The organism is Fibrella aestuarina BUZ 2, assembly GCF_000331105.1.
GTDB lineage: Bacteria > Bacteroidota > Bacteroidia > Cytophagales > Spirosomataceae > Fibrella > Fibrella aestuarina.
Window position 1 is genome coordinate 5,909,302 of sequence record NC_020054.1, and the last position, 25,312, is coordinate 5,934,613.

Here is a 25,312-nt window from a genome sequence, read left to right on the forward strand (position 1 = left end):
TATGCTGTACAAAACCCTCTATATTCTGCTTGCTTCGCTAGCCGCCACCAGTGGCTTTTCGTTTTTGGTAGCCCGTTTCTGTGAAGCTGGCGAAAAGCCAAAAGTCGACGCCAGCGTAGCAGAGGTGCGTACCGTAAACGCTCATCCCAAACTTCGCTTCGACTCACCCGTTGAGTACACCTACGCCAGCGACGGGACCAACCGCATGTTTGTGGTGGAGCAGTCGGGGCAAATCAAGGTTGTCGATCAGGTCAGTAATGCGCCAACGGCCGACACCTATCTCGACATTCGGAAGCGTGTAGCGTACGGCGGTGAAATGGGACTATTGGGCCTTGCGTTCCATCCCGATTTTGCCAAAAATGGCTTCTTCTTCGTCAATTACACCAAAGACAATCCGCGTGAAACGGTCATCAGCCGATTCAAAGCCAGCTCGACAAATGCGCGGCAGATTGACCCCGCATCAGAAGTAGTGCTGCTGACATACCGGCAACCTTACTCGAACCACAACGGTGGTAAACTTGCGTTTGGTCCCGATGGCTATCTGTACATCGCGGCGGGCGACGGCGGCAGTGGCGGCGATCCACAGAATAACGCGCAGAACAAAGCCAGCCTGTTGGGCAAGATGTTGCGTATCGACGTGAACAGCACCGAGAAGGGGCATTACGGCACTCCAAAAGATAATCCGTATGCAGGCAACCGAAACGGATGGCGTGAGGAGATTTACGCCTACGGGCTACGGAATCCGTGGCGCTTCAGCTTCGACAAGCAAAACCGCCTTTGGGTTGGCGACGTGGGGCAGAATAAGATTGAGGAGATCGATGTCGTCACCAAAGGCGGTAATTATGGCTGGCGCATCCGCGAAGCCAACGCCGCGTACAAAAACGGCGAAAAGGCAACCGACCCGCTGATCGACCCCATCTATGAATATACCCACGACAACGGCGACGTGTCGGTAACGGGCGGTGTCGTTTATGAAGGGAAGGCCATCCCAGCACTGGCCAACAAGTACTTGTTTGCCGATTATGCCAGCGGCCGGGTTTGGGCTCTGACGCCTACAGGCCGAAACAGCGCCACCAGTCAGCAGGTGCTTGAACGGGCCGGAACGATCTCGGCATTTGGCGAAGATCGGGCGGGCGAAGTGTATCTCTGCGACCACGGCGATGGCCGGATTCTGAAGGTAGTGGCCGGGAAGTAGTGGGGCTAATTGGGAATTGGGCCGTTTAGCGAATTAAATCAGTAGAGTACTCGTTATAAGCTCACCGACGTTAACGAACACACTGCTGACTGCATGACTAAACCACTGCTGATTGCCCTGTCGTTGCTTTGTCTGTCGATGACAGGCTCCGAAAAGCCAAACACGTCTTCCACTCCGCTGACCGTGACCGCCAAAAAAGCGGTACCTGCAACCGTAGCACCCGCCAACGAAGCCCTCGCTCTTTATGATGAACTGGGCCTGGCCACCACCGGATTGGGCCGCGATGTCTATGCATTAGCCCTGAAGGGTATGCAACGTATGGCTGCCGCCCGTCCCCTCCTATCTATCGTTGATATGAGTCAGCCGTCGAGCAAAAAACGGCTGTATATTATTGACTTAGCTAAGCGTAAGTTACTGTTTAACACCTATGTAGCGCACGGCCGCAACTCGGGTGAGTTGTTGCCAACCAAATTTTCTAATACCAACTCGTCGTACCAGTCGAGTCTCGGCTTTTACCAGACTATGGGGCTGTATCAGGGCAAGCACGGTCTGTCGATGCAGTTGAAAGGCCTGGAACGGGGCTGGAACGACAATGCCTTTTCGCGGGCAATCGTGATGCACGGGGCCGATTACGTTTGTGAGGATTTCATCAAGCGCACCGGTCGTCTGGGCCGCAGCCAGGGTTGTCCCGCTGTCTCGCCTACCGAGTGCTCGTCGATCGTTAAAACCATCGCTGGCGGCTCCTGCCTGTTCATTTATTCGCCCAACGAGACGTATCTGAACGAGTCGACCTTTCTGAAAGGGTAAGACGCTTCACGCACATTTTCAGTCGCTCCTTTTTTGTCATACTGTTTTTTTGTCATCCCGACGTAGGAGGGATCTTGAGGTCCGTTCACTTACGAGCAGTGACCTTCGAGATTCCTCCTACATCGGGATGACAAAAAAATAGTATGACCAGAGTTTACCGGGCGGCCAGATCCATTTTCTTTTCGAGACGATATACGTCTTTAAAATAGACCAGCTTACCCTGATCATCGACGTCGGCCAGCAGGTACGTGACGAAAACCGGGAATGGCTTCGGCAGTTTGAACGATTTCGGCGTCTGGTCGACGAGGCACCGGTTATAGAATCCCTCATCAAATTTGGTCGCACCCAACACGAAGTTGGCTAGCTCTACGGGCTGTTGCACCCGCACACAACCGTGGCTCCGCCAGTGGTTGGTGGTCTGGTCGAAGAGCTCGCGGGCGTTGGTGTCGTGGAGGTAGATAGCGGGCGGGCCATTGAGCACGAATTTGATCAGCCCCAGCGAGTTGTGGCAGCCTGATGTTTGCCGGAACCGGTACGGAAAGTCGCTGGCGGATACCGTTTCCCAATCAATCGACTCGGGGTCGACCGGCTCGTTGCGGGCATCCAGTATCTGCATATTCTGGCTGTCGAGGTAGCTCGTGCTTGCCTTCACTTTCGGCAGAATCTCCTTCTTGGCGATGCTCTCAGGTACGTTCCAGTACGGGTAAGCCACAATTTCGGTCAGGTTGCAATTGAACCGGGGCGTCGCTTTGTCGGCCTTGCCCACAATCACGTCCATCGGCAACGTGCGCTGCCCGGCCCGGTCATACACCACCAGCCGCGCCGCCGGAATATTCACCAGAATGAACTGCTCATTGCTGAACCGGTTGAGGTAGCGGTAATAGTTGAGCGTGCGTTCAATGGCCTTCCGTTGCTCGGGCGTGGCCGTTTGCCGCACCTGCTGGTACTGCGCCAACAGGGCTTTGTAGGGCGCAAAGCGGGGCGCGTCCGTTTTCAGAGCCGACGCCACATCGCTGGCCCGAAGGGCTTTTCCAACCACTGCCGTATCGACCGTCTCCTTCAGCTTGGCAAACGACTGATCGTCGGGTTCGTGTCCGTAGCGGATTTCGGTAATCAGTTTTTCGAGCGTTTGGCGGGCTTCGGCGGGGTTGCTGCTGGCAAAGCGCGTACTGTCGATGCCGAGCGAGTCGGCGTAGCGCCGCGTTGCCTGCAACTGCGCGGGCCAGTCGGGACCGGCCGGTTTCTTGTCGGAACAGCGGACGAAGGTCAGCGACAGCAACAGTGCTGCCAACCGACCCAGGTGTATCCAGTTTCTGCGTTGAGTCATATAGTAAAGACGCACCACAGACCAAAAATGTTGCCAGTACTTAGGCTGTCGCCACTGCAGGTACGTTCTACGGCGCACGCACTCAGCGCATTGGCCCCGCTGTGGGCACTTTCGGAATGGGCTTGCCAAAGTTGGGAGTTCCGTCGGCATTCCAGGTAAACGGCTGAATATGGGGCGCTCGTTTGTTACCACAGCCATCGTTGGGGTTGGCGTTGGCGTGGTAGATCATCCAATTCTGCCCGGCCCCGTCCGTAAAAAAACCACCGTGCCCCGGTGCATAGACGCCATTTTCGGGTGCCTGCACAAAAGCGGGCTGAGGCATCTTGGTCCAGTTTTTTGGGTTTAGCAGGCTGCCTTTTCCCCTATAAGTCAACAGGCCAAGGCAGTAGTCGAGCCAGCAGGCATTGGCCGAATAGGCCAGAAACAGGCGACCATCGTGTTGCAGGGCTTCGGGACCTTCGTTGACCCAGATTTGCGGCACCTCGCCATTTTTCTGCCAGTCGGCGGGTACGTCGCCGTGTTTTTCCCAGTCATATTCCGGCTGACTGATTTTGTACCGCCGCCCTTTTTTCAGCGTCCAAGGGTTGGTCATTTCGCCAATGAAAATATCCTGACGCCCGTTTTTGCGGCCTTCCCAGCCCGACCAGACGGCGTAGCGTTTACCACGAAAATCGAACACGCTCATGTCGATAGCCCAATGATCGTCGGCATCCCCGATTTTGCCTTTCACCGTCCACGTACCCGTAAACGGGTCTGCCGCCGGGTTTTCAATGACCCAGACGCGGTGACTTAGGTTGTTGAGCGAATCGGCCGAAAAGTAGACGTACCAGCGATCGTCCAGGTGATGAATCTCGGGCGCCCAGAGCTCTCTGGAATACCCCGTACCGGCAGGCGGCGTAAAAATCACCTTGCGCTCAGCCTGCCCCAGATCGGCCAGATTCTGCGTACGCCAGAGGGTGAGGTCGCGGCCGGTCGTGTTCATGTAATAATACCAGCCATCTTTCTGCAACACCCACGGATCGGGCCCGGATGGTTTCAGCGGGTTGGTGAAGGTTGGCTGGGCGAGGGCCGTCAGGGCAGTCAGGCTGGTTAGCCAGAGCGCAATCAGGTACGTTCTCATCGGAAAGGGGGCGTTTAGCCGGCAACAAAAAAGCCGTTCATGACGTAAAGACACGAACGGCAAAAAATAGCCCCCAAATCAGGCAAAATCTAGGGTACAGGCGAGTGCGGTCTACAGCTTCAGCCCAAACCGCTCGCCCAAATGCTCTAGTTGTTGCACCACTGTTTCGTGCACCGGAATGCCCGCTTGTAGCCGTTCGGCTTCCATCAGCCGCTCGGGGTCACCGGGAACCAGCACCTGCTTACCCGCTACGGCCTTGGCCGACCGGAAGCGCTGAATCCAGGTATCCATGTGGTTTTTGAACTCGGCGGCGGGCCGGAACGCGTCGATGCGCATAGCACCGAAAAAGTGGCCCGTACCCACGCCTACACCTTCGTTGGCGCTCATAAAGCCCGCGGTGGCGAAGGGCGGCACCCACGGGCCGTAGTTGGCTCCCGACAGTACCCCCGAAAAGATATCGACGATGGCCCCCAGCCCGTAACCTTTGTGGCTACCGTGCTCGCGATCAGAGCCGAGCGGCAGCAACGCTCCGCCGTTTTTTACCGCGTTCGAGTCGGTGGTAGGTTGTCCGTCGGCGTCCTGCGCCCAGCCCAGCGGGGCGGGTTGCCCTTTGCGTTGCAGAATTTCCAGCTTCCCGTACGCAACGGCCGTCGAGGCAAAATCGGCCAGGAAGGGTGGCTCGGTTGCGGCCGGGATCGCCACGGCGATGGGGTTGGTACCCAGCAGTTTGTCGAGCGAAAAAGTGGGCGCTACCAGCGGGGCGGCGTGGGTCATGGCCTGCCCGATCATATCGTGATCGGTGGCCAGCAGGGCGTGGTAACCGGCAATGCCGAAGTGGTTGGAGTTACGCACGGCCACCCAGCCCGTACCAGCTACGCGGGCTTTATCGATCGCCACCTGCATGGCCCAGGGCCCCACCACCAGGCCCAGCCCCCGGTCGCCGTCGACCACGGCGGTCGAGGGGGTTTCGTGGACGATTTTGATGGCAGGCGTGGGGTTTAGCCGACCGTTATCGTACAGCCGAACGTACCCAGGCAGGCGCGCTACCCCGTGCGAATCGACGCCGCGTAAATCGGCAGAAACCAGCACATCAGCGGCTAAACGGGCGTCGGCTTCCGAGCAACCGATGGCCCCAAAAATCTGCTCGGTAAACGAGCGAAGCGTATTGGCTTGAATCATGGGGTAAAGATAGCAGGGAATGGCGGGGTTGGCAGGGCGACTTTGGCGTAGGGATGGCCTTTAACACCGTTCCTTGCGCCATTATTGCCCCCTGCCAACCCCCGCTATTCCCTGCTATCTTTGCTCTTATGAGACATCCATTCATGAGTCGGCTCATCACGTACTTTGGTCGGGGGGTGTTGGCCATTGTACCGCTGGGTCTGACCATCTACATTATCTACAGCGTTTTTATCTGGGTCGACGGGCTGGTGCACATCGACATCCCCGGCATCGGGTTTCTGATCGTCACCCTGTTGATTCTGGGGTCGGGCCTGTTGATCTCCACCGTTATTCCACAATCGCTGGGTGGTTTGTTTGAAGGTTCCATCCGGCACCTGCCGCTGGTCAGCCTCATCTATTTTTCCGTCAAGGATCTGATTTCGGCCTTTGTGGGCGACAAAAAGAAATTCAACCAGCCCGTGCTCGTTACCATCAACCGGGAGTCAGGCCTGTGCAAAGTAGGGTTCCTGACCCAGACTGATCTGAGCCACCTCGACCTCGTCGACAGCGTGATGGTCTACATGCCTCACTCCTATGCCTTTTCGGGCGAATTGTATGTGGTGCCCGCCGCCAACGTCAAACTGCTCAACATCGCATCGGCCGATGCAATGAAGCTGATCGTGTCGGGCGGTGTCAGCGGAAAATGATACCAAACCGGGGCGCTGCCTCGCCCTTTCCAACCTTTACCGCAGTCATGGGGTTATGAACACGTGAACGGATAGCCCCATGAAACCCGCCTTTCTCTTTGTAAGTATCTGTCTGCTGACCCAACTGGCGCAGGCCCAACCGGGCAGTGTGCCGGGTGTACGGATGCAGGAGCCCCCGCTCCGCACCACAACGCCAGCGGTCGCCTACCCCCCATCGACCGACACCCTACCGGCTTTTCTGGCCGCCGACTCAGCCCGACGCCCCGCCCCGCACACCCGCTATCTGGCGGTTGACCGCACGGGCCTCTTCGGCAAATTTCGGCGGTACCGGATTTTCCCGGGCGAGACCATGGCCTTCCGTACCTGGTCGGATGGGCAGAAATACCGCTACCCCCTGATGAGCGTGAGCGATACGGCCTTTACCATCGCCTTCCAGAACGAACTCTACGATCAGGCGCAGCCCCTGGGTTTCCCGCTCGCCGATGTGCGCAAGGTTTATTTGCGACGGCAGATTCCGTTTGTCAACCAGGCGGCTTACCTGCTGCCCGCCGCCGGGATTATTTTTCTCGTGGCCGACTTTGTAAACCCACGGGCGCTCGATGGCGGCGGCCGGTTTATCTTCGAGAAGAAAGCGTTGATACCGGCGGGCCTGCTCATCTTGGGAGGTGGTGTCTGCTACAAGCTATCCTACCGGAAATACCCGATCAATAGTCGCAATCGCCTGAAAGTATTGTGGACATTATAATTGTCGCCAAAATTCCAATCCGCAAACTGGTTTTTTTACCCGAAATCTTGTGAAGCCATAATTAAACAAATAAGTTACCGCTGTCACGATTTTTTGTTAACGTGTTGAAATAGAAGTCTATTTATTTGATAAGCGCAGCCCAAATAACGGCTCATCATTGCCAGTTGATATACTTTATGTACCCGATAGCGGCGGCGACCAACACATAACCGATTTCCAGTAAGCAACCCATTTAAGCCTACATTTTCCTGTCAATGTTAATTTACAATTAACTGGTCAACATTTAGTTATAATTTACAGTAACTATAATTAGCCGATCGATAGCCCAGTTTGCAGCACGATCAACTTTCGGGTCAATTACCCAAAAACCGTACTCTGCAAACTTGATGAACTCGCTTTTTAGCAGTTACTAGTTTTTTAGTAACAATCAGTGGATTGAGCATAGTTAATCTTGCATCGGATTCAGTTTCAGCATCTTTTAAGGGTACTTGCTCTAAAAACATGTTTAGAATTTAATTCAAAGATGTTGAACAAAATGGCCTGATTACCGAGCCGAACGATTACCTTTATACGCATTAACGGTTTCGTTAACCCCTATGAGCCAGCATACCATCTATATTGCCGAAGACGATGAGGACGATCAGTTCCTACTTCGTACCGCCTTCGCGTCGGCAAGTAAAGCGTGTGAGCTGGTTTTCTTCACCAACGGTGAACAACTGCTCAACCAGCTTCAGGAGACAGGCCCACGCCCCGCGCTGGTACTGCTTGATCTGAATATGCCCGTGATGGATGGGTTTCAGACCTTGCAGTATTTGCGGCAGCAGGACGCCTACCGCACGTTGCCTGTTGTGGTCCTGACCACCTCCAGCCAGCGTGACGATGTGATGCGGGCCTACTCGCTGGGCGCCAATTCGTTTATCACCAAACCAAACCAATACGTGGATTTGGTGAAGACGGTGCAGCACCTCCAACAATTCTGGCTGAATCTGGCGCAGATTCCACCGGCCAATCCGCAACCGGCTGTGAGCTAGTTAGCCCGTAACCGGCGTTTTTTTCGTTGCTTTGCAGCATGAATGCCGTTTCTGTAACGCCCACTGGCCAACCAATTCGGGCCACCATTGCCCTTACCTCGTCGAAAAGCGAAAGCAACCGCGCCCTGATTCTCGACGCCCTCACCGGCTTCCGCTGCCATCTGCACAACCTGTCGTCGGCCCGCGACACGCAGACCATGATCCGCCTGCTCCGCACCGATGATGCCACGGCCGACGTGCTCGATGCGGGCACTACGATGCGGTTTCTGACGGCCTATTTCGCCCTGACAGGCCAAACCAAAACCATGACCGGTACTCCCCGCATGTGCGAGCGGCCCATTGGGCTGCTGGTTGAAGCCCTGCGCGCGCTGGGTGCCGATATCGCGTATCTGGGTAAAGACGGTTATCCGCCCTTGCAGACACGGGGTTTCCAGTCGACGGGCCTACAGGAACTGAGCATTCGGGGCGACGTGAGCAGCCAGTATATTTCGGCGCTGGCTATGCTGGCTCCCTACCTGCCTACCGGCCTGACGCTGAACCTCACAGGTACGTTAGGCTCGGTGCCCTATATCACGATGACTTTGCAGCAAATGGCCGCGTTTGGCGTTCGGCCCGAGGCCGACTGGGGCGCTCAGCGTATCCACATTCCGGCGGGTACGTACCAACCCACCGATTACACCATCGAGTCGGACTGGTCGGGGGCTAGTTACTGGTTTAGCGTGGTGGCGCTGGCCGACGAGGCCGATATCGAGTTGCTGGGACTCAAAGACGAGTCGCTTCAGGGCGATAGCGCCATTGTCGGCATCATGGACCAGCTCGGCGTGCAGGCAACGTATACGGGAAAAGGGTATCGGCTAACGAAAAAAGCCGCCGCCGGCCAGCTTACGGTCGATTTCACGAACTGCCCCGATCTGGCCCAAACCGTGGCCGTCTGCGCAGCCATCAAAGGCATCCCGGCTACGTTTACGGGCATCGAAAGCCTGAAAATCAAGGAGACAGACCGGGTGCTTGCGCTTCAGACCGAACTGCGCAAATTCGGCGCCGATCTGGTGGAAGTGGAGCCCAACCACCGCTACGAGGTGCGGGCAGCCAACGCACCCCAGCCCGACGCCGCGCCCGTCCGCATCGATACGTACGACGATCACCGCATGGCCATGGCTTTTGCGCCCATTGCTGCCCGCTACCCGGTTATTATTGAAGAACCCGGCGTGGTGGCAAAATCGTACCCATCCTTCTGGGAGGATTTCAGCACCGTCGCCGGAGTCACTGCGCTGTAATCACCGCACGGCCCACCAAAGCAACGCCCAACCGGCGATCATGAACAGGCCGCCGATGGGCGTGATGGCACCCAGCCAGGTGATGCCCGACAGGCACAGCACGTAGAGTGACCCGGAGAAGATGAGCACGCCGATCAGGAAGCTATAGCCCGAGTAGCCCAGCCACTTTACGGCCGCTGGGTTACCGGCCAGCTGCTGCATGAGTATACCCACCAGCACCAGGGCAAACGTGTGGTAGAAATGGTAGCGCACGGCCGTCTCGAAGGTATCGAACCGGCCCGCGGCTTCCAGTTTAGCCCGCAGCCCGTGTGCCCCGAACGCGCCGATCGAGACGCCCAGGATACCCAACACGGCTCCGGTTTGAAGAAAGAATTTATGCATGTCTGTTTTGGCGTCTGGAAAGTCAGTCGTACTGCTTCGGCAACTGACTGGCTTTCCAGACTAGTTTATCGTTGCCCAAAAATAGCACTGCCAACGCGGACCATGGTGCTGCCTTCTTCAAGCGCAATGAGGTAATCGCTGCTCATGCCCATCGAAAGTTCGGTCAGGGCTACGTTGGGGCGCTCGATCGGCCGCAGGGCATCAAAGAGTTGCTTTAATTCGCGAAACTCCTCCCGTACCTGCGCTTCATCGTCGGTGTTGGTGGCGATGCCCATCAGGCCCACAATCCGAATGTTGGTCAGGTCGTCGAGGCCGGGGGCCTGCAGGAGGTCGATCACCTCAGACGGGGCAAAGCCAAATTTCGTTTCCTCGTCAGCAATAAAGACTTGTAGCAGACAGTCGATCACGCGGTTATGCCGCTGCGCCTGTTTATCAATTTCGACCAGCAATTTTTCGCTATCGACCGACTCGATCAGGCTGATGAACGGGGCGATGTATTTGACTTTGTTGGTTTGCAGATGACCGATCTGATGCCAGCGTACATCGGCGGGGAGCAGCGGCTGTTTCTCAATCAGTTCCTGCACCCGGTTTTCGCCAAAATGACGGCAACCGGCCTCGTAGGCCTCCTGCAACATGGGTACAGGCTTCGTTTTCGTGACGGCAACCAGCGTAGCCCGGCCGGCGATCTGCGTGTCAATCTGTTGAATAGCGGTGGCAATAGACATGAGAAGAGAGGTTCGTATGAGTCAATTTTGGATAGCGATTAACGCCAGCAGATAACCGGCAAAAGGAATGACGGGGCAGCATCAAAGCTCGGGATCAGGCCGTTCGGCCATCGCCGTTTGGGAAGAATGTGTGCCCTGCATTTGAGTTTAGTAAAGAATGCTGTAGTTTTTGGCCTCAGAAGAAGTGATTTACGCCGTTTGACTGGCGAGGTGCATGCTATATCAACTGCTTGGGCCTTCTGCGTTAAGTAGTAATCGTGGCAATACACCTCCTATTCTGTACACTGTAAATCTAACCGCATCACATCGTATCCTGTTATGGAACAAAGAACCGAAAAACGAAACAGCAGCCGTAACATCCTGTTAGTCGCCCTCTTAGCTTTAGCCGCACTGAACGTATTGTTGCTTTATTTCTGGATTCAGGAGAAAGAGAATAACAAAACCAAAGATGCCACGATCGCCGCCAAGACCGAAGAGGTGCTGGTTACGAAGATGAAGCTCGATTCTATTTCGGCGCAACTGGATGCAAAAATCGCCGAAATTCAACAGCTAGGCGGCAGCGTCGATTCGTTGTTAAAAGTCAAAGAGCAGGTCGAGGCCGACAAAATGCGCATTCGTGACGTGCAGAATTTTGACGCCCGCAAGTATCAGCAGAAGATTGCGCAGTACCAGACCCTGCTGGCCGCCAAAGATGAAGAGATTGCCCGGTTGCGCGAGGAGAACGGCATCCTCAACGAAGAGAATCAAACCCTGTCGGCCCAGAACAATTCGCTCCGACAAGACAGGCAGATCCTGGTCGATACGGTAGCTAGCTATGCCTCGAAGACACGGGCCGTACAGGCGCAGAACCGAGAGCTAAGCGATAAAGTCACTGTGGCCGCCGCCCTGCATGCCGATGACATCGTGGTGACCGCCCTCAACGAGCGGGGCAAGGAAAAAGACGGCGGCACCTACAAGGCGAAACGGCTCGACAAGGTAAAAGTCTCGTTCCGGCTGTCGCAAAACCCGCTGACTGAGAAAAACGCGAAAGACATCTACCTGCGTATTCTCGACCCGGCGGGGGCTGTCATCTCCGATATGGCCACGGGCTCGGGTGAGTTTACCTACGCCAACAAAGACATGATCTACACGGCCATGCAACGCATCGATTACGACAACACGGGACAGCAGGTGTCGTTTGTGTACGGCCGGGGTGGGCAGCGTTTCAACGAAGGCCGCCACATCATCGAAATCTATTCGGAAGGCTTCCGTATCGGTCAGGGCGAATTCACCGTGAAATAACCCCTTTCCTGCTTTCGACAGGCTATTGACTCTTTACGAAAAAGCCCCGGCCGTAGCTGCCGGGGCTTTTTCGTAAAGAGTCATTTTCTAGGCCTCACCGCGTCACGATTCGTACTACGATCGGCGAGATACACTTGTTCAGGCAGGGGCATTCGGCGGGTGCCACAACGACCACTACGTCGGTAATACAGTTGCCATCACTGCCAAACAGACGGACGGTATAATCCTGTGGCTGCGTGGGGTTAGGCAGGTTGGTGAAACTAACCGAATTGCCGACCACGATCTTGTTGCTGGGCGCCCCAAACGCAGGACCTGCCCCGTAGCTGCTTCCCAGGACGATGTCGGCCCGCACGGTGTTTTGCAGAGCGGTAAAATCGATTCGTGCGTCGTTGTTGGCCCTATTACCCGTACAGGTGGCCTGCGTAAGGGTTGGGGTGTTCCCATAGGTCGGCGCGCCCGTTACGGTCACCGTCGCGACTGTTGTCGAGAAGCAACTTGTCGGGAAGGTACAGGTAACGGAGTAGGTTGTCGTTGCCAGTGGCGTTACCAATAGGGTTGCACTCGCGCTACCCGTCGACCAACGAACCGTACCGCCCACGCAGCCACCCAGTGTCAGCGATGTCGATGTGCCGGCGCAGACGGTAGCAGAATTGACCGTCAGCTGTGGCAGCGGGTTAACCGTGATGCCAAGGCTAGCCACTGCCGTACAGCCGTTCGCATTGGTTACCGTCACCGAATACGTACCTGTGCTGGTTACTGAAAGGATAGCGGTCGTTGCCCCCGTCGACCAGCGGTAACTGGTGCCACCACCGGCCGTAAGTGTTACGACCTCACCGGCACAGACCACCGTATTACTAGCCGTCAGCGTGGCCGTCGGCGGCGCAGTGTTGCTGATCACTGAAGTAGTGGCCGCCGCCGTACAACCGTTGGCGCCCGTCACCGTCACCGAATACAGCCCCGCCAGGCTGGTGACAAAACTCTGGGCGCTGCTGGTGAAACTGTTGGGACCGCTCCACCGGTAGCTCACGCCCCCCGTGCTGCTGGAGGCCGACACACTGGCCGTGGGCTGGGCGCAGGTGATGGGGCCGGTGTTGGTGGCGGCCACGTTCTGGGGCGCTACAATGTCCTGCACCACCGTGGTGGTCACGGCGCTACTGCTACAACCATTGGTGGTGACCACCAGCGTATACGTACCTGGGGTGTTGGTGGTGAAGCTCTGAGCCGTGCTGGCAAAGGCACTTGGTCCCGTCCAGCTAAAGCTCGAGCCTGTCAGGCTTGACGTACCTGACACGGTGGCCGCCGTGGCGCAGGTGGCCGTGGTACTCACCGCCGTCGCGACGGGTACAGGATTTACCGTTATGGTTCCTTGTGTGGCAGCCGTACAGCCACTGGCGTTGCTAACAACGACCGTGTATGTAGTCGTAGCGGCCGGGGCTATCGTGAACGTACCGGTCGTGTTGCTCAGGTTGCCGGGGCTCAGTGTATAGCTGGTGCCGCCCGTGGCCGTTAACGTAGCGGTTTGACCAGCACAGATCACCGTACTGCTGAGCGTTGGCGTCGGCAGCGGATTCACCGTCACGGTTCCCTGGGCTACTGCCGTACAGCCACTGGCGTTGGTTGCTGTCACGCTGTATGTACCAGCTGTGGTCACCGGAATACTGGCGGTCGTCGCGCCCGTCGACCACCGATAGCTGGTGCCGCCATTGGCGGTCAGCGTAACCGTCTGCCCGGCACAGATGGCCGTGGCGCTGGGGGTAACACTGGCCGTGGGCAGTGGATTAACGGTCACGGTCCCCTGGGCAGCCGCCGTACAGCCATTCGCGCCCGTAACGACAACCGTATAGGTCGTGGTATTGGTGGGCGTCACCGCAAACGTACCGGTCGTATTGCTCAGATTACCGGGATTCAGCACGTAGCTCGTGCCACTACCCGCCGTTAGGGTAGCCGTCTGACCAGCGCAGATAGCCGTCGACGATAAGGTTGCCGTGGGGGCTACTGTGTTGCTGGTAACGGTAGTGGTCACGGCAGTGCTGCTACAGCCGTTGGCGGTCACCACCAGCGTATACGTACCTGGGGTGTTGGTAGTGAAGCTCTGGGCCGTGCTGGCAAAGGCACTTGGTCCCGTCCAGCTAAAGCTCGAGCCCGTCAGGCTCGACGTACCTGACACGGTGGCCGCCGTGGCGCAGGTAATTGTGCCGCTGGTTGTAGCCGCGCCAACCGGGTTTGGATTTACGGTTACACTGCCAGAGGCAACCGCCGTGCAACCCACTGCATTCGTCGCCGTTACACTATAGACGGTAGTGTTCGACCCGCTGCCTACGATGGTCGCGGTATTGCCCGCTGCCCCCCCAATCTGGGTTAGGCCTGCTGAGAAAACATAACTGGTAAGCCCCGCCGTGGCAGTCAGCGTTGCCGTCTGACCGGCGCAAACCGTGGCTGATGACAACGTAATTGCAGGCGGCGCGGTGTTGCTGATCACTGAAGTAGTGGCCGCCGCCGTACAACCGTTGGCGCCCGTCACCGTCACCGAATACAGCCCCGCCAGGCTGGTGACAAAACTCTGGGCGCTGCTGGTGAAACTGTTGGGACCGCTCCACCGGTAGCTCACGCCCCCCGTGCTGCTGGAGGCCGATACACTGGCCGTGGGCTGGGCGCAGGTGATGGGGCCGGTGTTGGTGGCGGCCACGTTCTGGGGCGCTACAATGTCCTGCACCACTGTGGTGGTCACGGCGCTGCTGCTACAACCATTGGTGGTGACCACCAGCGTATACGTACCTGGGGTGTTGGTGGTGAAGCTCTGGGCCGTGCTGGCAAAGGCGCTTGGCCCCGTCCAGCTAAAGCTCGAGCCCGTCAGGCTTGACGTACCTGACACGGTAGCCGCCGTGGCGCAGGTGGCTGTGGTACTCACCGCCGTCGCCACTGGATTAGGCCGTACGGTCACGCTGCCAGAAGCCACCGCTGTACAGCCTGCGGCGTTGGTAGCCGTTACGCTATAGGCCGTTGTCGCCGAGCCACTCCCCACAATCGTAGCTGTGTTACCCGTTGCCCCCCCTACCTGCGTCAGGCCCGCCGAGAAAACATAATTGCTCAGACCCGCCGTGGCGGTGAGCGTGGCGGTTTGGCCCGCGCAGACCGTAGCCGATGACAACGTAAGGGCTGGGGGCGCCGTGTTGCTAACCACCGTGGTGGTCACGGCGCTACTGCTGCAGCCGTTGGTGGTGACCACCAGCGTATACGTACCTGGGGTGTTGGTGGTGAAGCTCTGGGCCGTGCTGGCAAAGGCACTTGGCCCCGTCCAGCTGAAGCTCGAGCCTGTCAGGCTTGAGGTACCAGACACGGTGGCGGGGCTGGCACAGGTGGCCGTAGTGCTTACTGCCGTCGCGACGGGTACAGCCCTCACGGTTACGCTACCAGTAGCCGTAGCCAGGCAACCTGCGCTGCTGGCAGCCGTTACACTATACGCGGTGGTGGCGGTACCGCTCCCCACAATCGTCGCGGTGTTGCCTGCCGAGCCCCCAACTTGGGTTAACCCCGGCGAGAACGTGTAACTGGCCAGCCCACTGGTAGCCGTCAGCGTAGCGATTTGCCCGGCGCATACCGTGCTACTAGTCAACGTCACCACCGGAAGCTGGTTTACTGTCACTGTGCCGGTCGCTGTGGCCGTACAGTTATTGCTATTAGCCGCCGTAACGGTATATGTCGTCGTTGATGAAGGCGTTACCGAAAAAATACCCGTCGTATTGACTGTTCCCGTGTTGACCAGCGTATAGCTGGTACCGCCTGTGGCCGTCAGTGTGGCGGTTTGCCCGACACAAATGGTGGCGTTGGTCAGTGTTGGTGTTGGCAGCGCATTGATCGACAATGTACCTCCGGCTACGGCCGAACAGCCAATCCGGTCGGTGATCGTTACCGAGAACGTACTCGTCGTTGTCGAACTGATCGTGATCGTATTCGAAGCGGCTGAGGTAGTGGTAGGCCCGGTAATGGTGGTGTTGGGCGAACTCGACGCATATCGGTACGTGATTTGTGGGTTGGCATTCGTCGATGTAATCTGCACCAGCCCACTGGCGCCCGAGCAAAGCGTCAGGTTCGACGGCGTAAAGACCGTAGTCGCTGCGCAAGGGCAGTAGAACTGCACAAAGTGCGGACCGTTCTGCCCGGTAATGTTCCGGGTCGTTATTTCGGTACCCGACGAATTGTAAACCTGCACCTCATTCTCCCCAAAATCGGCCACGTACAGGAATCCATCGGGGCTCCAGTTGAGCCCCTGATAGGGGTTGGAGCCCGCGTCCATGGTCAGAAACGTCGTTGGGACAACTATGACACCCGGCGAAAAGCGTTCTACCCGCGCGCCCGTGGGGTCTTTTATAGTGACATAAATCAGGCCGTCGGGACCAGTCGTTATCCCCCTTGGTGTCCCGCCGACATACGACGCAACCAGTGTAGGCAAGCTGATCGTCGCGTAGTTGTTTGAGAACGTGTATCGTTCAATACGGCCCAACGTTGTTACGGTGGGAGTATTGATCGTACCACGGGTCACATACATGTCTGCTCCCACAAACTCGATGCCCAGCGCCTGCTGACCAGTCAGGGTAGCCAGGGTATAGGTGTTTAGCACAACACCGTTATTGATGTTTATTCGTTTGATGGAATTGCTACCATAATCAGCCACAAAAATGTTGCCATCCGGCCCAATGACTAGCCGCTCCGGAAAACTCAGCCCGGACGTGAAGTTGCCGGTACCATATTGGGCGCCCGTTACTGGGTTATACTTTCGGATGAACCCTGCTCCAGCGGCCCCACCGCCTGCATTCGCCACGTAGAGCGTATCCCGATACAGGAGAATCGAGTTGGGCTGATTCAAGGTAGTGCCACTGTTGATTAACGACCCCGAAAAGGTGGGGGTGGTTGTCACGTTGGTGTACGTCGTTACGTTGCTGGTGTTGTAGTTAGCAACCAACAGTTTGGCATTGGTACAGATCTGGGCATTTGCTTCTGTGCTTTTACTTAACGTCCATAGCAATACCAGCAATGCGCCAACAAGCCGGAGATAATGCAACGAATTACTACTGTATTTGGACAAACGATGAGTGAGTAAATAATTCACCATTTAATTCAATGACAAGTTAGGTGTATATCCTTTTTGCACGCAAAACATATGCCATCCCTGTCTTTTTACGCCCACATTACAGACAAATTATTCCTATATACTATTAGTTAATAAAACCTAAACAAATAGGTACGTACTCATATAAAGCGCGCGTGCCCTTTGAAAAGCGGCTTGCGCGTATACGATCTGTTTCTTACCTTTGCGGCCTCATTTCAAATAACTTACTTCTATCATGTTCCAAAAGAACTACGAAACGGTGTTCATTTTGACTCCCGTTTTATCTGAATCTCAGGTAAAGGACGCCGTTGACAAGTATCGGACCCTGCTGACCAGCGCCGGGGCCGAGATTGTCCACGAGTACAGCATGGGTTTGCGGAAGCTGGCCTACCCGATCAAAAACAAGAATACGGGCTTTTATCAGGTGTTTGAGTTCCAGTGCGAACCCTCACTGATCGACAAACTGAACGTTGAGTACCTCCGTGATGAGCGCATCCTGCGCGATCTGACGATCGTTCTCGACAAGCACGCTATTGACTACAACGCCCGCAAGCGGAACGGTCAGATTGGGAAGAAAAAAGAAACGGCCGAAGCAAAATAACCATGAGCCTCCAGAACGAATCGCTGAACAGCGGCGAAGTCCGCAAAAAATACTGCCGCTTCAAGAAAGCCGGCATCAAATACATCGACTATAAAGATCCCAACTTCCTGCTGAAGTTGTTGAATGATCAGGGTCGTATTCTGCCCCGCCGGATCACGGGCACCAGCCTCAAATACCAGCGTAAAGTAGCGCAGGCCGTTAAGCGGGCGCGCCACCTTGCCTTACTCCCCTTCGTAGCCGATTCACTCAAATAGTTTGCAGTTTTCAGTTTGCAGTTTTTCAGTGGCGCCGCAACGGCCAATGGCCCTAAACGGCGTCTGACTGGTACTGGAAACTCGAAACTGGAAGCTGAAAACTAGTTTTCAGTCATGGAAATCATTCTCAAGACCGATATCACTGGGTTGGGGTATAAGAACGACATTGTTACGGTAAAACCCGGCTATGGTCGTAACTACCTGATCCCGCAGGGATTTGCTATGATGGCAACGCCCTCGAACAAGAAAATTGTAGCCGAAAACATCCGTCAGGCTGCCCACAAAGTCGAGAAAATCAAGAACGACGCCGTGGCGCTGGCCGACCAGATTGGCGACATGAAACTGACCATCGCGGCCAAAGCCGGCGAAACGGGCAAGATCTTCGGTCGCGTGACCAACACGCAGATCGCTGACGCCCTGCGCGAGCAAGGCATCGACATCGACCGCAAGAAAATCACCATCGAAGACGTGAAAACGCTGGGCGAATACCAGGCGACGATCGATCTGCACAAAGAGGTGAAGAAAACGGTAACCGTCGAGGTTGTCGGCGAATAATTTTCAAACCTTATAGGGCTGGGCGCCCCCGTCTAAAACCTATAAGGTTTCAGAAAAAACGGACTCAAAAGGTCCGTTTTTTTGTTTTTCAGGTATGCAGTTTCGTACCGAATTAACGCCCGACAAACTCCCCGTTTCCCTACAGCTTACTGACCGGTTTGTCACGGTTGGCTCGTGTTTTGCTGAGGTGATGGGCCAACGACTGGCCGACCATAAACTCGATGGGCTGGTCAATCCGCTGGGTACGTTGTTCAGTCCCGCGTCGATTAGTCAGGCGCTCACGCTGGCGCTCACAGGGCAAGCGCCCGCCCCCGAGGGCTATGTACAGCGCGACGGCCTCTGGTTTCATTATGCTTTTCACTCGTCGCTCTGGGCTAGCTCGCAGGAAGCGTTGGCCACGTTGTTGCACGAACGGCTGCAACAGGTGGGGCAGGCGCTACGGCAGGCCAACTGGTTGCTGCTTACCCTCGGATCGGCGGTGGTGTACCGACATCGGGAAACGGGGCGCGTGGTGGCCAATTGCCATAAGATGCCGGGTACGTCGTTTGAGAAATACCTGTGCCAGATCGACCACGTCCGCGACGACCTGACGCGCCTATTGCGGCTGTTGCGCCGTCATAACCCTCAGCTACAAATTGTGCTTACCGTCAGTCCGGTGCGGCACGTTCGGGATGGGCTGGCCCTCAACGGAGCCAGTAAAGCCCTGTTACGAACCCTTTGCGCCGAACTGCCCGTCTGGCACCCGCAAACGCACTATTTCCCGGCCTACGAACTGGTGCAGGACGACCTGCGCGACTACCGCTTCTACGAAGCCGACCTGATACACCCCAATGCGCAGGCACACGACTATGTGTTCGCCAAATTTGCCGACAGCGCGTTTTCACCCGACCTTTGCACCTTCGTTGCGGAGTGGAGTCAGATTCGGCGCGCAATGGCCCACCGGCCTCTGCACGGCCCCACCGACGCCCATCGGCAGTTCCTGCAAACCTTGCTGAACCGCTTCGACAACTTGCCCGTTACGATTGATACCACTACCGAACGAGCTGAAATCGAACAACGCTTAACAGGATTATAAATCAGGAAGTATGCGCTATGATTTGATCTGTGCAAAGACGACTGGCTGGTAGCTCCGCCAATTCATCATTCATATTCCCCAGTTCACAATCCTCCAGAGAAATTATGTCAAGCTATAAACTCACCGAACAGACTGTACTGGCGGCCTTGTCCAACGTAGAAGAACCAGACCTCAAGCGCGATATTATCTCGCTGGGCATGGTCAAAGACGTGGTACTGGGCGTTGATTCGGTGCGCTTTACCGTGGTGCTCACCACGCCCGCCTGCCCCTTGAAAGAACTCATCCGGCAGCGGTGCGAGGATGCCATCCACACCCATATCGGTCCGGAAGTGGCCGTACAGGTCGATATGACGGCCAACGTCACGTCGACCCGGAGCGATGCGCCCCTGCTCCCCGGCGTGAAAAACATCATCGCCGTGGCCTCCGGAAAGGGCGGCGTGGGTAAGTCGACCGTTACGGCCAATCTGGCTATTGCCCTGCACAAGTCGGGCGCGAAGGTGGGTATTATCGACGCCGACATTTACGGTCCTTCGATCCCGGTGATGTTTGGTGCCGAAGAGATGCAACCCCAGATTGTGCAGATCGACGGGCAGAACCGGCTCCAACCCATCCGGCAGTTTGGCATCAAGCTCATGTCGATCGGATTTTTGGTACCGCCGGATCAGGCAATGCTCTGGCGTGGGCCGGTAGCGAGCCGGGCCTTGCAGCAGTTCTTCTCCGACACCGAGTGGGGCGAACTCGATTACCTGCTCATCGACCTACCCCCCGGCACTGGCGATATTCACCTGTCGCTGGTACAAACCGTGCCGGTTACGGGCGCCATTATCGTGACCACGCCGCAGAAAGTAGCCATTGCCGACGCCATCAAAGGGCTGGCGATGTTCCGACAGCCGCAGATCAACGTACCTGTACTGGGTATCGTGGAAAACATGGCCTGGTTTACGCCCGCCGAATTGCCCGGCAACAAATATTACATCTTTGGCAGTGGCGGCGCCGCTCAACTGGCCGAGAAGTTCGACGTCCCCGTGCTGGGTCAGGTACCGCTGGTGCAGAGCGTCCGCGAAGCGGGCGACGAAGGCAAACCCGCGCTGGTATCCGACGAAGGACCGGCGACGGAGGCCTTCCGCGAAGCCGCTGAAGCACTGGCTCGCCGGGTCGCTATCCGCAACGCCACGCAGGATCAGACCAAACGCGTTGAGTTCACGCGCGTTTAGTCGGGTCGGCGCCTGATGGCTGTCGGGCAGGGGCACCGCCGGTTCGGCCGAGAATCGGTTTGTGGTGAAACCAGGCCCGACAGCCATCAAACTTTGACCGTTAATTCGTATTTTTACAGAAACAGGACAACGATTTATGCAGGCTGAAACAGCAACCAACCCCCTGATTGACCGCGTCGAGAAAGCCCTCGATAGCATGCGGCCCTATCTGGCGGCAGATGGCGGCAATGTACGGGTACTCGACGTAACGGCAGAGGGTGTCGCGCGGCTCGAACTGATGGGTTCGTGCGGTAGTTGCCCCATGTCGGCCATGACGTTCAAAGGCGGCCTGGAAGACGCTATTCTTCGCGCCGTACCCGAAATTAACCGCGTAGAGGCCGTTAATCTCTCGGCGATGCCCTCTTAACGGCGGCCCCATACAACGAGCTTTCGCCAATTTTTGCCGCCTCAGCACAATAGGCCCGCATTTTGCTAGGTGCTGAGATACATTGGTATTTTCCTCATCGTCCTCGTTGTATCGCATGAAATTTCCGCTGCTCATAGTGGGCCTTTTCTCGGCCATGCTGGGGGTTGCCCAGCCCGCTCCCGTTGCGCAAACTCCGCCGATGGGCTGGTCCAGCTACATGGCCTTGCAGCCTCAGTCGCTGGAAAATGAAGTCCGCATCAATGCCGACTACATGGCCCAAACCCTCAGCGCACACGGCTGGCAATTTGTGCTCGTCGACTACAGTTGGGCCTACCCGAATCCACCGGAAGACAACGGCGGCAATCCCAATCAGTCGCGGCTGGCCAACGGTGATTACGTGCCACTCCTCAACATGGATGCCCACGGTCGGCTCCTGCCCGACCCGCGTAAGTTCCCCTCGTCGAAAGACGGGCAGGGCCTGCGCCCACTAGCTTCGTACCTGCATGGGCTAGGGCTTAAATTCGGGCTTCACGTGATGCGGGGCATTCCCCGTCAGGCCGTTCGGGCCAAGACGCCCATTCTGGGCACCGATGGTATCACCGCCGATCAGATTGCCGATACCGTCAATGTGTGTCCCTGGCTCAACCACATGTATGGGGTCGACATGCGGAAACCCGGCGCGCAGGAGTACTACAATTCCCTGCTCGAACTGTATGGCCAGTGGAACGTCGATTACATCAAATTTGACGACATGGGTCAGCCGGGTAACCCGTCGGTATACCACAAAGAGGAAGTGGAAGCCGTGCGGAAAGCCATCGACGAACTGCGGAGACCCATCATCTTCAGCGTGGCCTACGCGCAACCGTTCGACAACAGCGACCACCTACGCCAACACGCTAACCTGTTCCGAATCAGCAACGATGCCGTCACCAACTGGGAGCAGCTGAAAAAACAGTTCGACTACGGCGCGCAGTGGTCCACGGTCGCCAGCGCCGGTCACTGGCCCGACGCCGATCGGCTGCCGCTGGGTTGGCGCCCGAAACGGAACGTACCTGGCGAAGCCTTTACCGATGCCGAGCAACGTACCCGGCTGACCCTCTGGTGCATGCTGAAATCGCCCCTGATGCTCGACGGTAACCTGCCCGACTGTACGCCCTTTGCGGCCAGCCTGCTCACCAACGACGAAGGCTTGGCCGTGAACCAGGAAGCGACCAACCCTCGGCAACTGAGCCGCACCGACGATCTGGCAATCTGGGTATCCGATGCCCCCGACGGGCAAACGAAAAACGTAGCCCTGTTCAACCTTTCCAACGAAAGCCGCCCCGTAACCCTCACCCTGAGCGACGTGGGCATTCCCAAAAAAGCGAACATCCGCGACGTGTGGGGCAAGGCCTACAAAGGCCAGTTCAAGAAAACGTTCACCCATCAGCTCGGCCCCCACGATGCAGTGCTGCTACGCGTCGCACCGGTTCAGTGAAGGTGCTTTGCGAGACCTTATAAGGTAGTAAGGCCTAAACGAATTGATTGCTTTCTGGATCGTTTGCCAAACATTGTTTGGAGTTATTGCATAATCGCAAGCAAAACATGCATCTTTTAAACATATTTTAGCCGGTTACGCTTCTAATCGCGCGTATGTGTATTTTCACAGGATCAGAATAGCCTGTTCCCACTGACACCCATGACACGACGCGATTTTATTCATTCGACTTCGGCGGGATATGCATCGCTGCTCGCCTGGGGTCTGCTGGCACCGGCGCCCGCTTCCGCCTTCAACCTGCCACCCAACGGGGTTAGCGCCACGGGTAAGGCCCGCCGCGTGGTGATCTTGGGCGCCGGGCTGGCGGGATTGGCTTCGGCCTGGGAGCTGGGCAAACTCGGCTACGACTGCACCGTGCTCGAAGCCCGCAGCCGGTCGGGTGGCCGCGTCTGGACGGTGCGGGGCGGCACCTCGGAGACCGAACTTGGCGGCACAGCCCAGACCTGCCGCTTCGACGACGGCTATTATTTCAACGGCGGGGCCGCCCGCATCCCGCACCATCACCAGCTCACGCTCCAATATTGCCGCGAACTGGGTGTACCGCTCGAAATTTTCAACGGGGGCAACGAAGCCGCCTACCTGTACAACGATCAGGCTGAGGGTACTACGGGTACAGGTTCGTTTGCCAACCGGCGCATTCGGGTGAAGGAGTACCACAACGATATGCGCGGCTACACGGCCGAGTTGCTCACAAAAGCGCTCGATCAGGGCGCGCTCGACAAAGAGCTGACCAAGGAAGACATCGAAAAGCTGGTCGATTTCCTGAAAAACGAAGGCGACCTCAACACGGCGCATCTTTACAAAGGCACCAACCGGCGCGGCTACAAAACCGAACCCGGCGCGGGCGCCACGGCCGGTATCACCACCGACCCCTACGGCCTCACCGACATTCTACGGTCGGGGTTCATGCAGCCCGTTTTCTACAACGTCGGCGATTACATTTACGAACAGCAAACGACGCTGCTTCAGCCCGTGGGCGGCATGGATGCCATTCCCAAAGCCTTTGAAAAACGGCTGGCGGGCAAAATCCTGTTCAACGCCCCCGTGACCGAACTCCGCAAAACCGAAAATGGCGTGCGGGTCGTGCACCAGAAAGGCGGCAAACCCACCGAACTGCTGGCCGATTTCTGCGTCTGCACGTTGCCCCTACCCGTACTCAAAAACCTTGAATCGGATTTGTCGGGCTCGGTCAAACGCGCCGCCGACTTTGTGCCGTACATCAAAACGGGTAAAATCGGGTTGCAATTCAAACGCCGGTTCTGGGAGGAAGACGATGGGATTTACGGCGGCATTTCGCGCACCAACATGGACATCAACCAGATCTGGTATCCGTCGTTTGGCTTCCAGAAACCCAAGGGCGTGCTCATCGGCTATTACAATTTCTACAGCCGGGCCGAAGCCGTAGGCGCTCTGCCCGTTGCCGAACGCCAGAAACTAGCGCTGGCACAGGGGCAAAAGATTCACCCCCAATACGCCACCGAGTTCGACAACGCCTTTTCGCTGGCCTGGCACCGCATTCCTTATTCGGAGGGCGGCTGGGCGTTGTACGACGACACCGTCCGGCGCAAACAATACCCCGCCTTGCTCGAGCCCGACGGCGCTATTTACTTTGCCGGCGAACATACCACGTACCTGACAGCCTGGATGGCCGGCGCCCTTACCTCGGCCCGCCGCGCCGTCGAAGCCATTCACGCCCGGGTGGGATAGACAACCTAGTTTTCGGTCGTCAGTTTACAGTAGCCTATGAAACATGGGCAGGTCTGTAGACGTAGCCACTGAAAACAGTAAACTGAAGACTGAAAACCAGCAAACTATGAAGCGTACCCTGATTACCTCCCTCTTCACGCTGCTGACGGCGCTGATCACCAACTTTTTCGCCCAGCGGGTGATGGCTCAGTCGTCGCCGGGCGTGCTGACCGCCGACCAGGCGACGGCTGTAAAAGCCATTCGCATCGCTAACCTCGACAAAGACACCTACTTCAAGTCGGGTGGGTTTATTCTGGAACGCTACGAAGACCGCCCCGCCTACGTGTTTACCTACAGCGACGGCATCACGCGGAAAGTGTATCTGTATAAAGTCTACAGCGCCGCCGACACCAAAGAGCTTGGGTTGCTGGCGCTGTATCAGAACGGCAAAACCAACGAGGTGAAGTCGTTTGTGATTCCCGGTTCGGGAGCCGACCGCAAAGCCTGGGACGCCTATATCGACGACCTGAAATATGTAGGCGAAAAAGAACCGGGCCTCATGTCGACGCTGACGTTTGTGCTAAGCCGCGAACTAAGTGGCCTGATGGGCGGTAACGGATCGGCCAAGGCCGACGATGGCGTCAAGAAGAAAGAAGAATACAACTTCTGCTTCGGCCCCACGGCCCGCGTGACGCTGCCTAACGGCGACACGAAAGCGATCAGCCAGGTACGGACCGGCGACGAAGTATTAGGCTACGACGCCGCATCGAACACGCTGGTTTCTAGCCGCGTAACGGCCGTCGATACGCATGCAGGTACGTTCCGGCTGGTGGGGGTCTGGCTGGTGCCGACGCAGGAACTGACCGCCAGCCGCGCTACGTACCCAGCCCAGCCGGTGCTGCTCGAAGCCACCGCGACCCACCCCGTGCTGACCGCCACCGGCCGCAAATCGCTGGGCGACGTAACAACGGGCGACACGCTGTATCGCTACGAAAACAACCGACTCGTGCCGTATCAGGTGGTTCGGGTGGGCACGACGGGGCAAGCCGTTGAGCGCCTTTATAACCTACGTACCCAGCCGGGCGGCTATGTGGTAGATGGCACGGTTGTGCTGGACAAATAA

22 protein-coding genes are annotated in these 25,312 nt (G+C 57.0%); 16 read left to right on the forward strand and 6 right to left on the reverse strand.

Going from position 1 to position 25,312, the window contains the following annotated elements; genetic code table 11:
* The first annotated feature begins 1 nt into the window (after nucleotide 1).
* Nucleotides 2-1,195, forward strand: a complete 1,194-nt coding sequence (locus FAES_RS24440; protein WP_015333880.1) for a PQQ-dependent sugar dehydrogenase — start codon at nucleotides 2-4, stop codon at nucleotides 1,193-1,195.
* Between the two features lie 93 nt (nucleotides 1,196-1,288).
* Complete coding sequence (locus FAES_RS24445) at nucleotides 1,289-2,002, forward strand: murein L,D-transpeptidase catalytic domain family protein (protein WP_015333881.1); 714 nt, start codon at nucleotides 1,289-1,291, stop codon at nucleotides 2,000-2,002.
* 154 nt (nucleotides 2,003-2,156) lie between these two features.
* Here FAES_RS24445 and FAES_RS24450 read toward each other — a convergent pair whose 3' ends face one another.
* The 3 genes from FAES_RS24450 to FAES_RS24460 all read right to left on the reverse strand — a co-directional run bounded on the left by FAES_RS24450 (nucleotide 2,157) and on the right by FAES_RS24460 (nucleotide 5,628).
* The gene (locus FAES_RS24450; RefSeq protein ID WP_015333882.1) at nucleotides 2,157-3,329 is read right to left on the reverse strand and encodes a L,D-transpeptidase family protein; all 1,173 of its coding nucleotides are present in this window, start codon (nucleotides 3,327-3,329) and stop codon (nucleotides 2,157-2,159) included.
* Between the two features lie 82 nt (nucleotides 3,330-3,411).
* Nucleotides 3,412-4,449: a glycoside hydrolase family 43 protein gene (locus tag FAES_RS24455; protein ID WP_015333883.1), complete on the reverse strand. Its 1,038-nt coding sequence runs from the start codon at nucleotides 4,447-4,449 to the stop codon at nucleotides 3,412-3,414.
* A 111-nt stretch (nucleotides 4,450-4,560) separates the two neighbouring features.
* Complete coding sequence (locus tag FAES_RS24460) at nucleotides 4,561-5,628, reverse strand: Ldh family oxidoreductase (RefSeq protein ID WP_015333884.1); 1,068 nt, start codon at nucleotides 5,626-5,628, stop codon at nucleotides 4,561-4,563.
* Nucleotides 5,629-5,756: 128 nt separating this feature from the next.
* On the opposite strand from FAES_RS24460, the gene FAES_RS24465 reads away from it, so the two are divergent.
* The 4 genes from FAES_RS24465 to FAES_RS24480 all read left to right on the forward strand — a co-directional run bounded on the left by FAES_RS24465 (nucleotide 5,757) and on the right by FAES_RS24480 (nucleotide 9,367).
* Nucleotides 5,757-6,314: a DUF502 domain-containing protein gene (locus FAES_RS24465; protein ID WP_041258361.1), complete on the forward strand. Its 558-nt coding sequence runs from the start codon at nucleotides 5,757-5,759 to the stop codon at nucleotides 6,312-6,314.
* Nucleotides 6,315-6,393: 79 nt separating this feature from the next.
* Complete coding sequence (locus FAES_RS24470) at nucleotides 6,394-7,059, forward strand: hypothetical protein (RefSeq protein ID WP_015333886.1); 666 nt, start codon at nucleotides 6,394-6,396, stop codon at nucleotides 7,057-7,059.
* Between the two features lie 596 nt (nucleotides 7,060-7,655).
* Entirely contained in the window at nucleotides 7,656-8,090 is a 435-nt protein-coding gene (locus tag FAES_RS24475) for a response regulator (RefSeq protein WP_015333887.1), read from the forward strand.
* Nucleotides 8,091-8,128: 38 nt separating this feature from the next.
* On the forward strand, nucleotides 8,129-9,367 hold the full coding sequence (locus FAES_RS24480) for a 3-phosphoshikimate 1-carboxyvinyltransferase (protein ID WP_015333888.1): 1,239 nt from the start codon (nucleotides 8,129-8,131) through the stop codon (nucleotides 9,365-9,367).
* Here the strand turns inward: FAES_RS24480 and FAES_RS24485 are convergent, their stop codons facing one another.
* Together FAES_RS24485 and FAES_RS24490 are read right to left on the reverse strand one after the other, a co-directional pair.
* The gene (locus FAES_RS24485) at nucleotides 9,368-9,748 is read right to left on the reverse strand and encodes a DUF423 domain-containing protein (RefSeq protein ID WP_015333889.1); all 381 of its coding nucleotides are present in this window, start codon (nucleotides 9,746-9,748) and stop codon (nucleotides 9,368-9,370) included.
* A 65-nt stretch (nucleotides 9,749-9,813) separates the two neighbouring features.
* Complete coding sequence (locus FAES_RS24490; protein ID WP_015333890.1) at nucleotides 9,814-10,473, reverse strand: YggS family pyridoxal phosphate-dependent enzyme; 660 nt, start codon at nucleotides 10,471-10,473, stop codon at nucleotides 9,814-9,816.
* Between the two features lie 318 nt (nucleotides 10,474-10,791).
* Between FAES_RS24490 and FAES_RS24495 the strand changes: the two genes are divergently transcribed.
* Complete coding sequence (locus tag FAES_RS24495) at nucleotides 10,792-11,754, forward strand: DUF8428 domain-containing protein (RefSeq protein ID WP_015333891.1); 963 nt, start codon at nucleotides 10,792-10,794, stop codon at nucleotides 11,752-11,754.
* Between the two features lie 94 nt (nucleotides 11,755-11,848).
* Here the strand turns inward: FAES_RS24495 and FAES_RS24500 are convergent, their stop codons facing one another.
* Nucleotides 11,849-16,714, reverse strand: a complete 4,866-nt coding sequence (locus FAES_RS24500; RefSeq protein ID WP_148289444.1) for a beta strand repeat-containing protein — start codon at nucleotides 16,712-16,714, stop codon at nucleotides 11,849-11,851.
* A gap of 382 nt (nucleotides 16,715-17,096) precedes the next feature.
* On the opposite strand from FAES_RS24500, the gene rpsF reads away from it, so the two are divergent.
* The 9 genes from rpsF to FAES_RS24545 all read left to right on the forward strand — a co-directional run bounded on the left by rpsF (nucleotide 17,097) and on the right by FAES_RS24545 (nucleotide 25,312).
* On the forward strand, nucleotides 17,097-17,462 hold the full coding sequence (gene rpsF / locus FAES_RS24505; protein WP_015333893.1) for a 30S ribosomal protein S6: 366 nt from the start codon (nucleotides 17,097-17,099) through the stop codon (nucleotides 17,460-17,462).
* A 2-nt stretch (nucleotides 17,463-17,464) separates the two neighbouring features.
* Nucleotides 17,465-17,716 carry a 30S ribosomal protein S18 gene (gene rpsR / locus FAES_RS24510; protein ID WP_015333894.1) on the forward strand — a complete coding sequence of 84 codons (252 nt, stop codon included), beginning with the start codon at nucleotides 17,465-17,467 and terminating at the stop codon, nucleotides 17,714-17,716.
* A 114-nt stretch (nucleotides 17,717-17,830) separates the two neighbouring features.
* Complete coding sequence (gene rplI, locus FAES_RS24515; RefSeq protein ID WP_015333895.1) at nucleotides 17,831-18,271, forward strand: 50S ribosomal protein L9; 441 nt, start codon at nucleotides 17,831-17,833, stop codon at nucleotides 18,269-18,271.
* 94 nt (nucleotides 18,272-18,365) lie between these two features.
* A complete protein-coding gene (locus FAES_RS24520) occupies nucleotides 18,366-19,346 on the forward strand; it encodes a GSCFA domain-containing protein (RefSeq protein ID WP_015333896.1) in 981 nt (326 codons plus the stop codon).
* Between the two features lie 104 nt (nucleotides 19,347-19,450).
* A complete protein-coding gene (locus FAES_RS24525; protein WP_015333897.1) occupies nucleotides 19,451-20,560 on the forward strand; it encodes an Mrp/NBP35 family ATP-binding protein in 1,110 nt (369 codons plus the stop codon).
* A 136-nt stretch (nucleotides 20,561-20,696) separates the two neighbouring features.
* On the forward strand, nucleotides 20,697-20,966 hold the full coding sequence (locus FAES_RS24530; RefSeq protein ID WP_015333898.1) for a NifU family protein: 270 nt from the start codon (nucleotides 20,697-20,699) through the stop codon (nucleotides 20,964-20,966).
* Between the two features lie 115 nt (nucleotides 20,967-21,081).
* Nucleotides 21,082-22,443, forward strand: coding sequence for a glycoside hydrolase family 27 protein (locus tag FAES_RS24535; protein WP_051054288.1), 1,362 nt, complete (start codon nucleotides 21,082-21,084; stop codon nucleotides 22,441-22,443).
* A 201-nt stretch (nucleotides 22,444-22,644) separates the two neighbouring features.
* Complete coding sequence (locus FAES_RS24540) at nucleotides 22,645-24,210, forward strand: flavin monoamine oxidase family protein (protein WP_015333900.1); 1,566 nt, start codon at nucleotides 22,645-22,647, stop codon at nucleotides 24,208-24,210.
* A gap of 106 nt (nucleotides 24,211-24,316) precedes the next feature.
* A complete protein-coding gene (locus FAES_RS24545) occupies nucleotides 24,317-25,312 on the forward strand; it encodes a Hint domain-containing protein (protein WP_041258363.1) in 996 nt (331 codons plus the stop codon).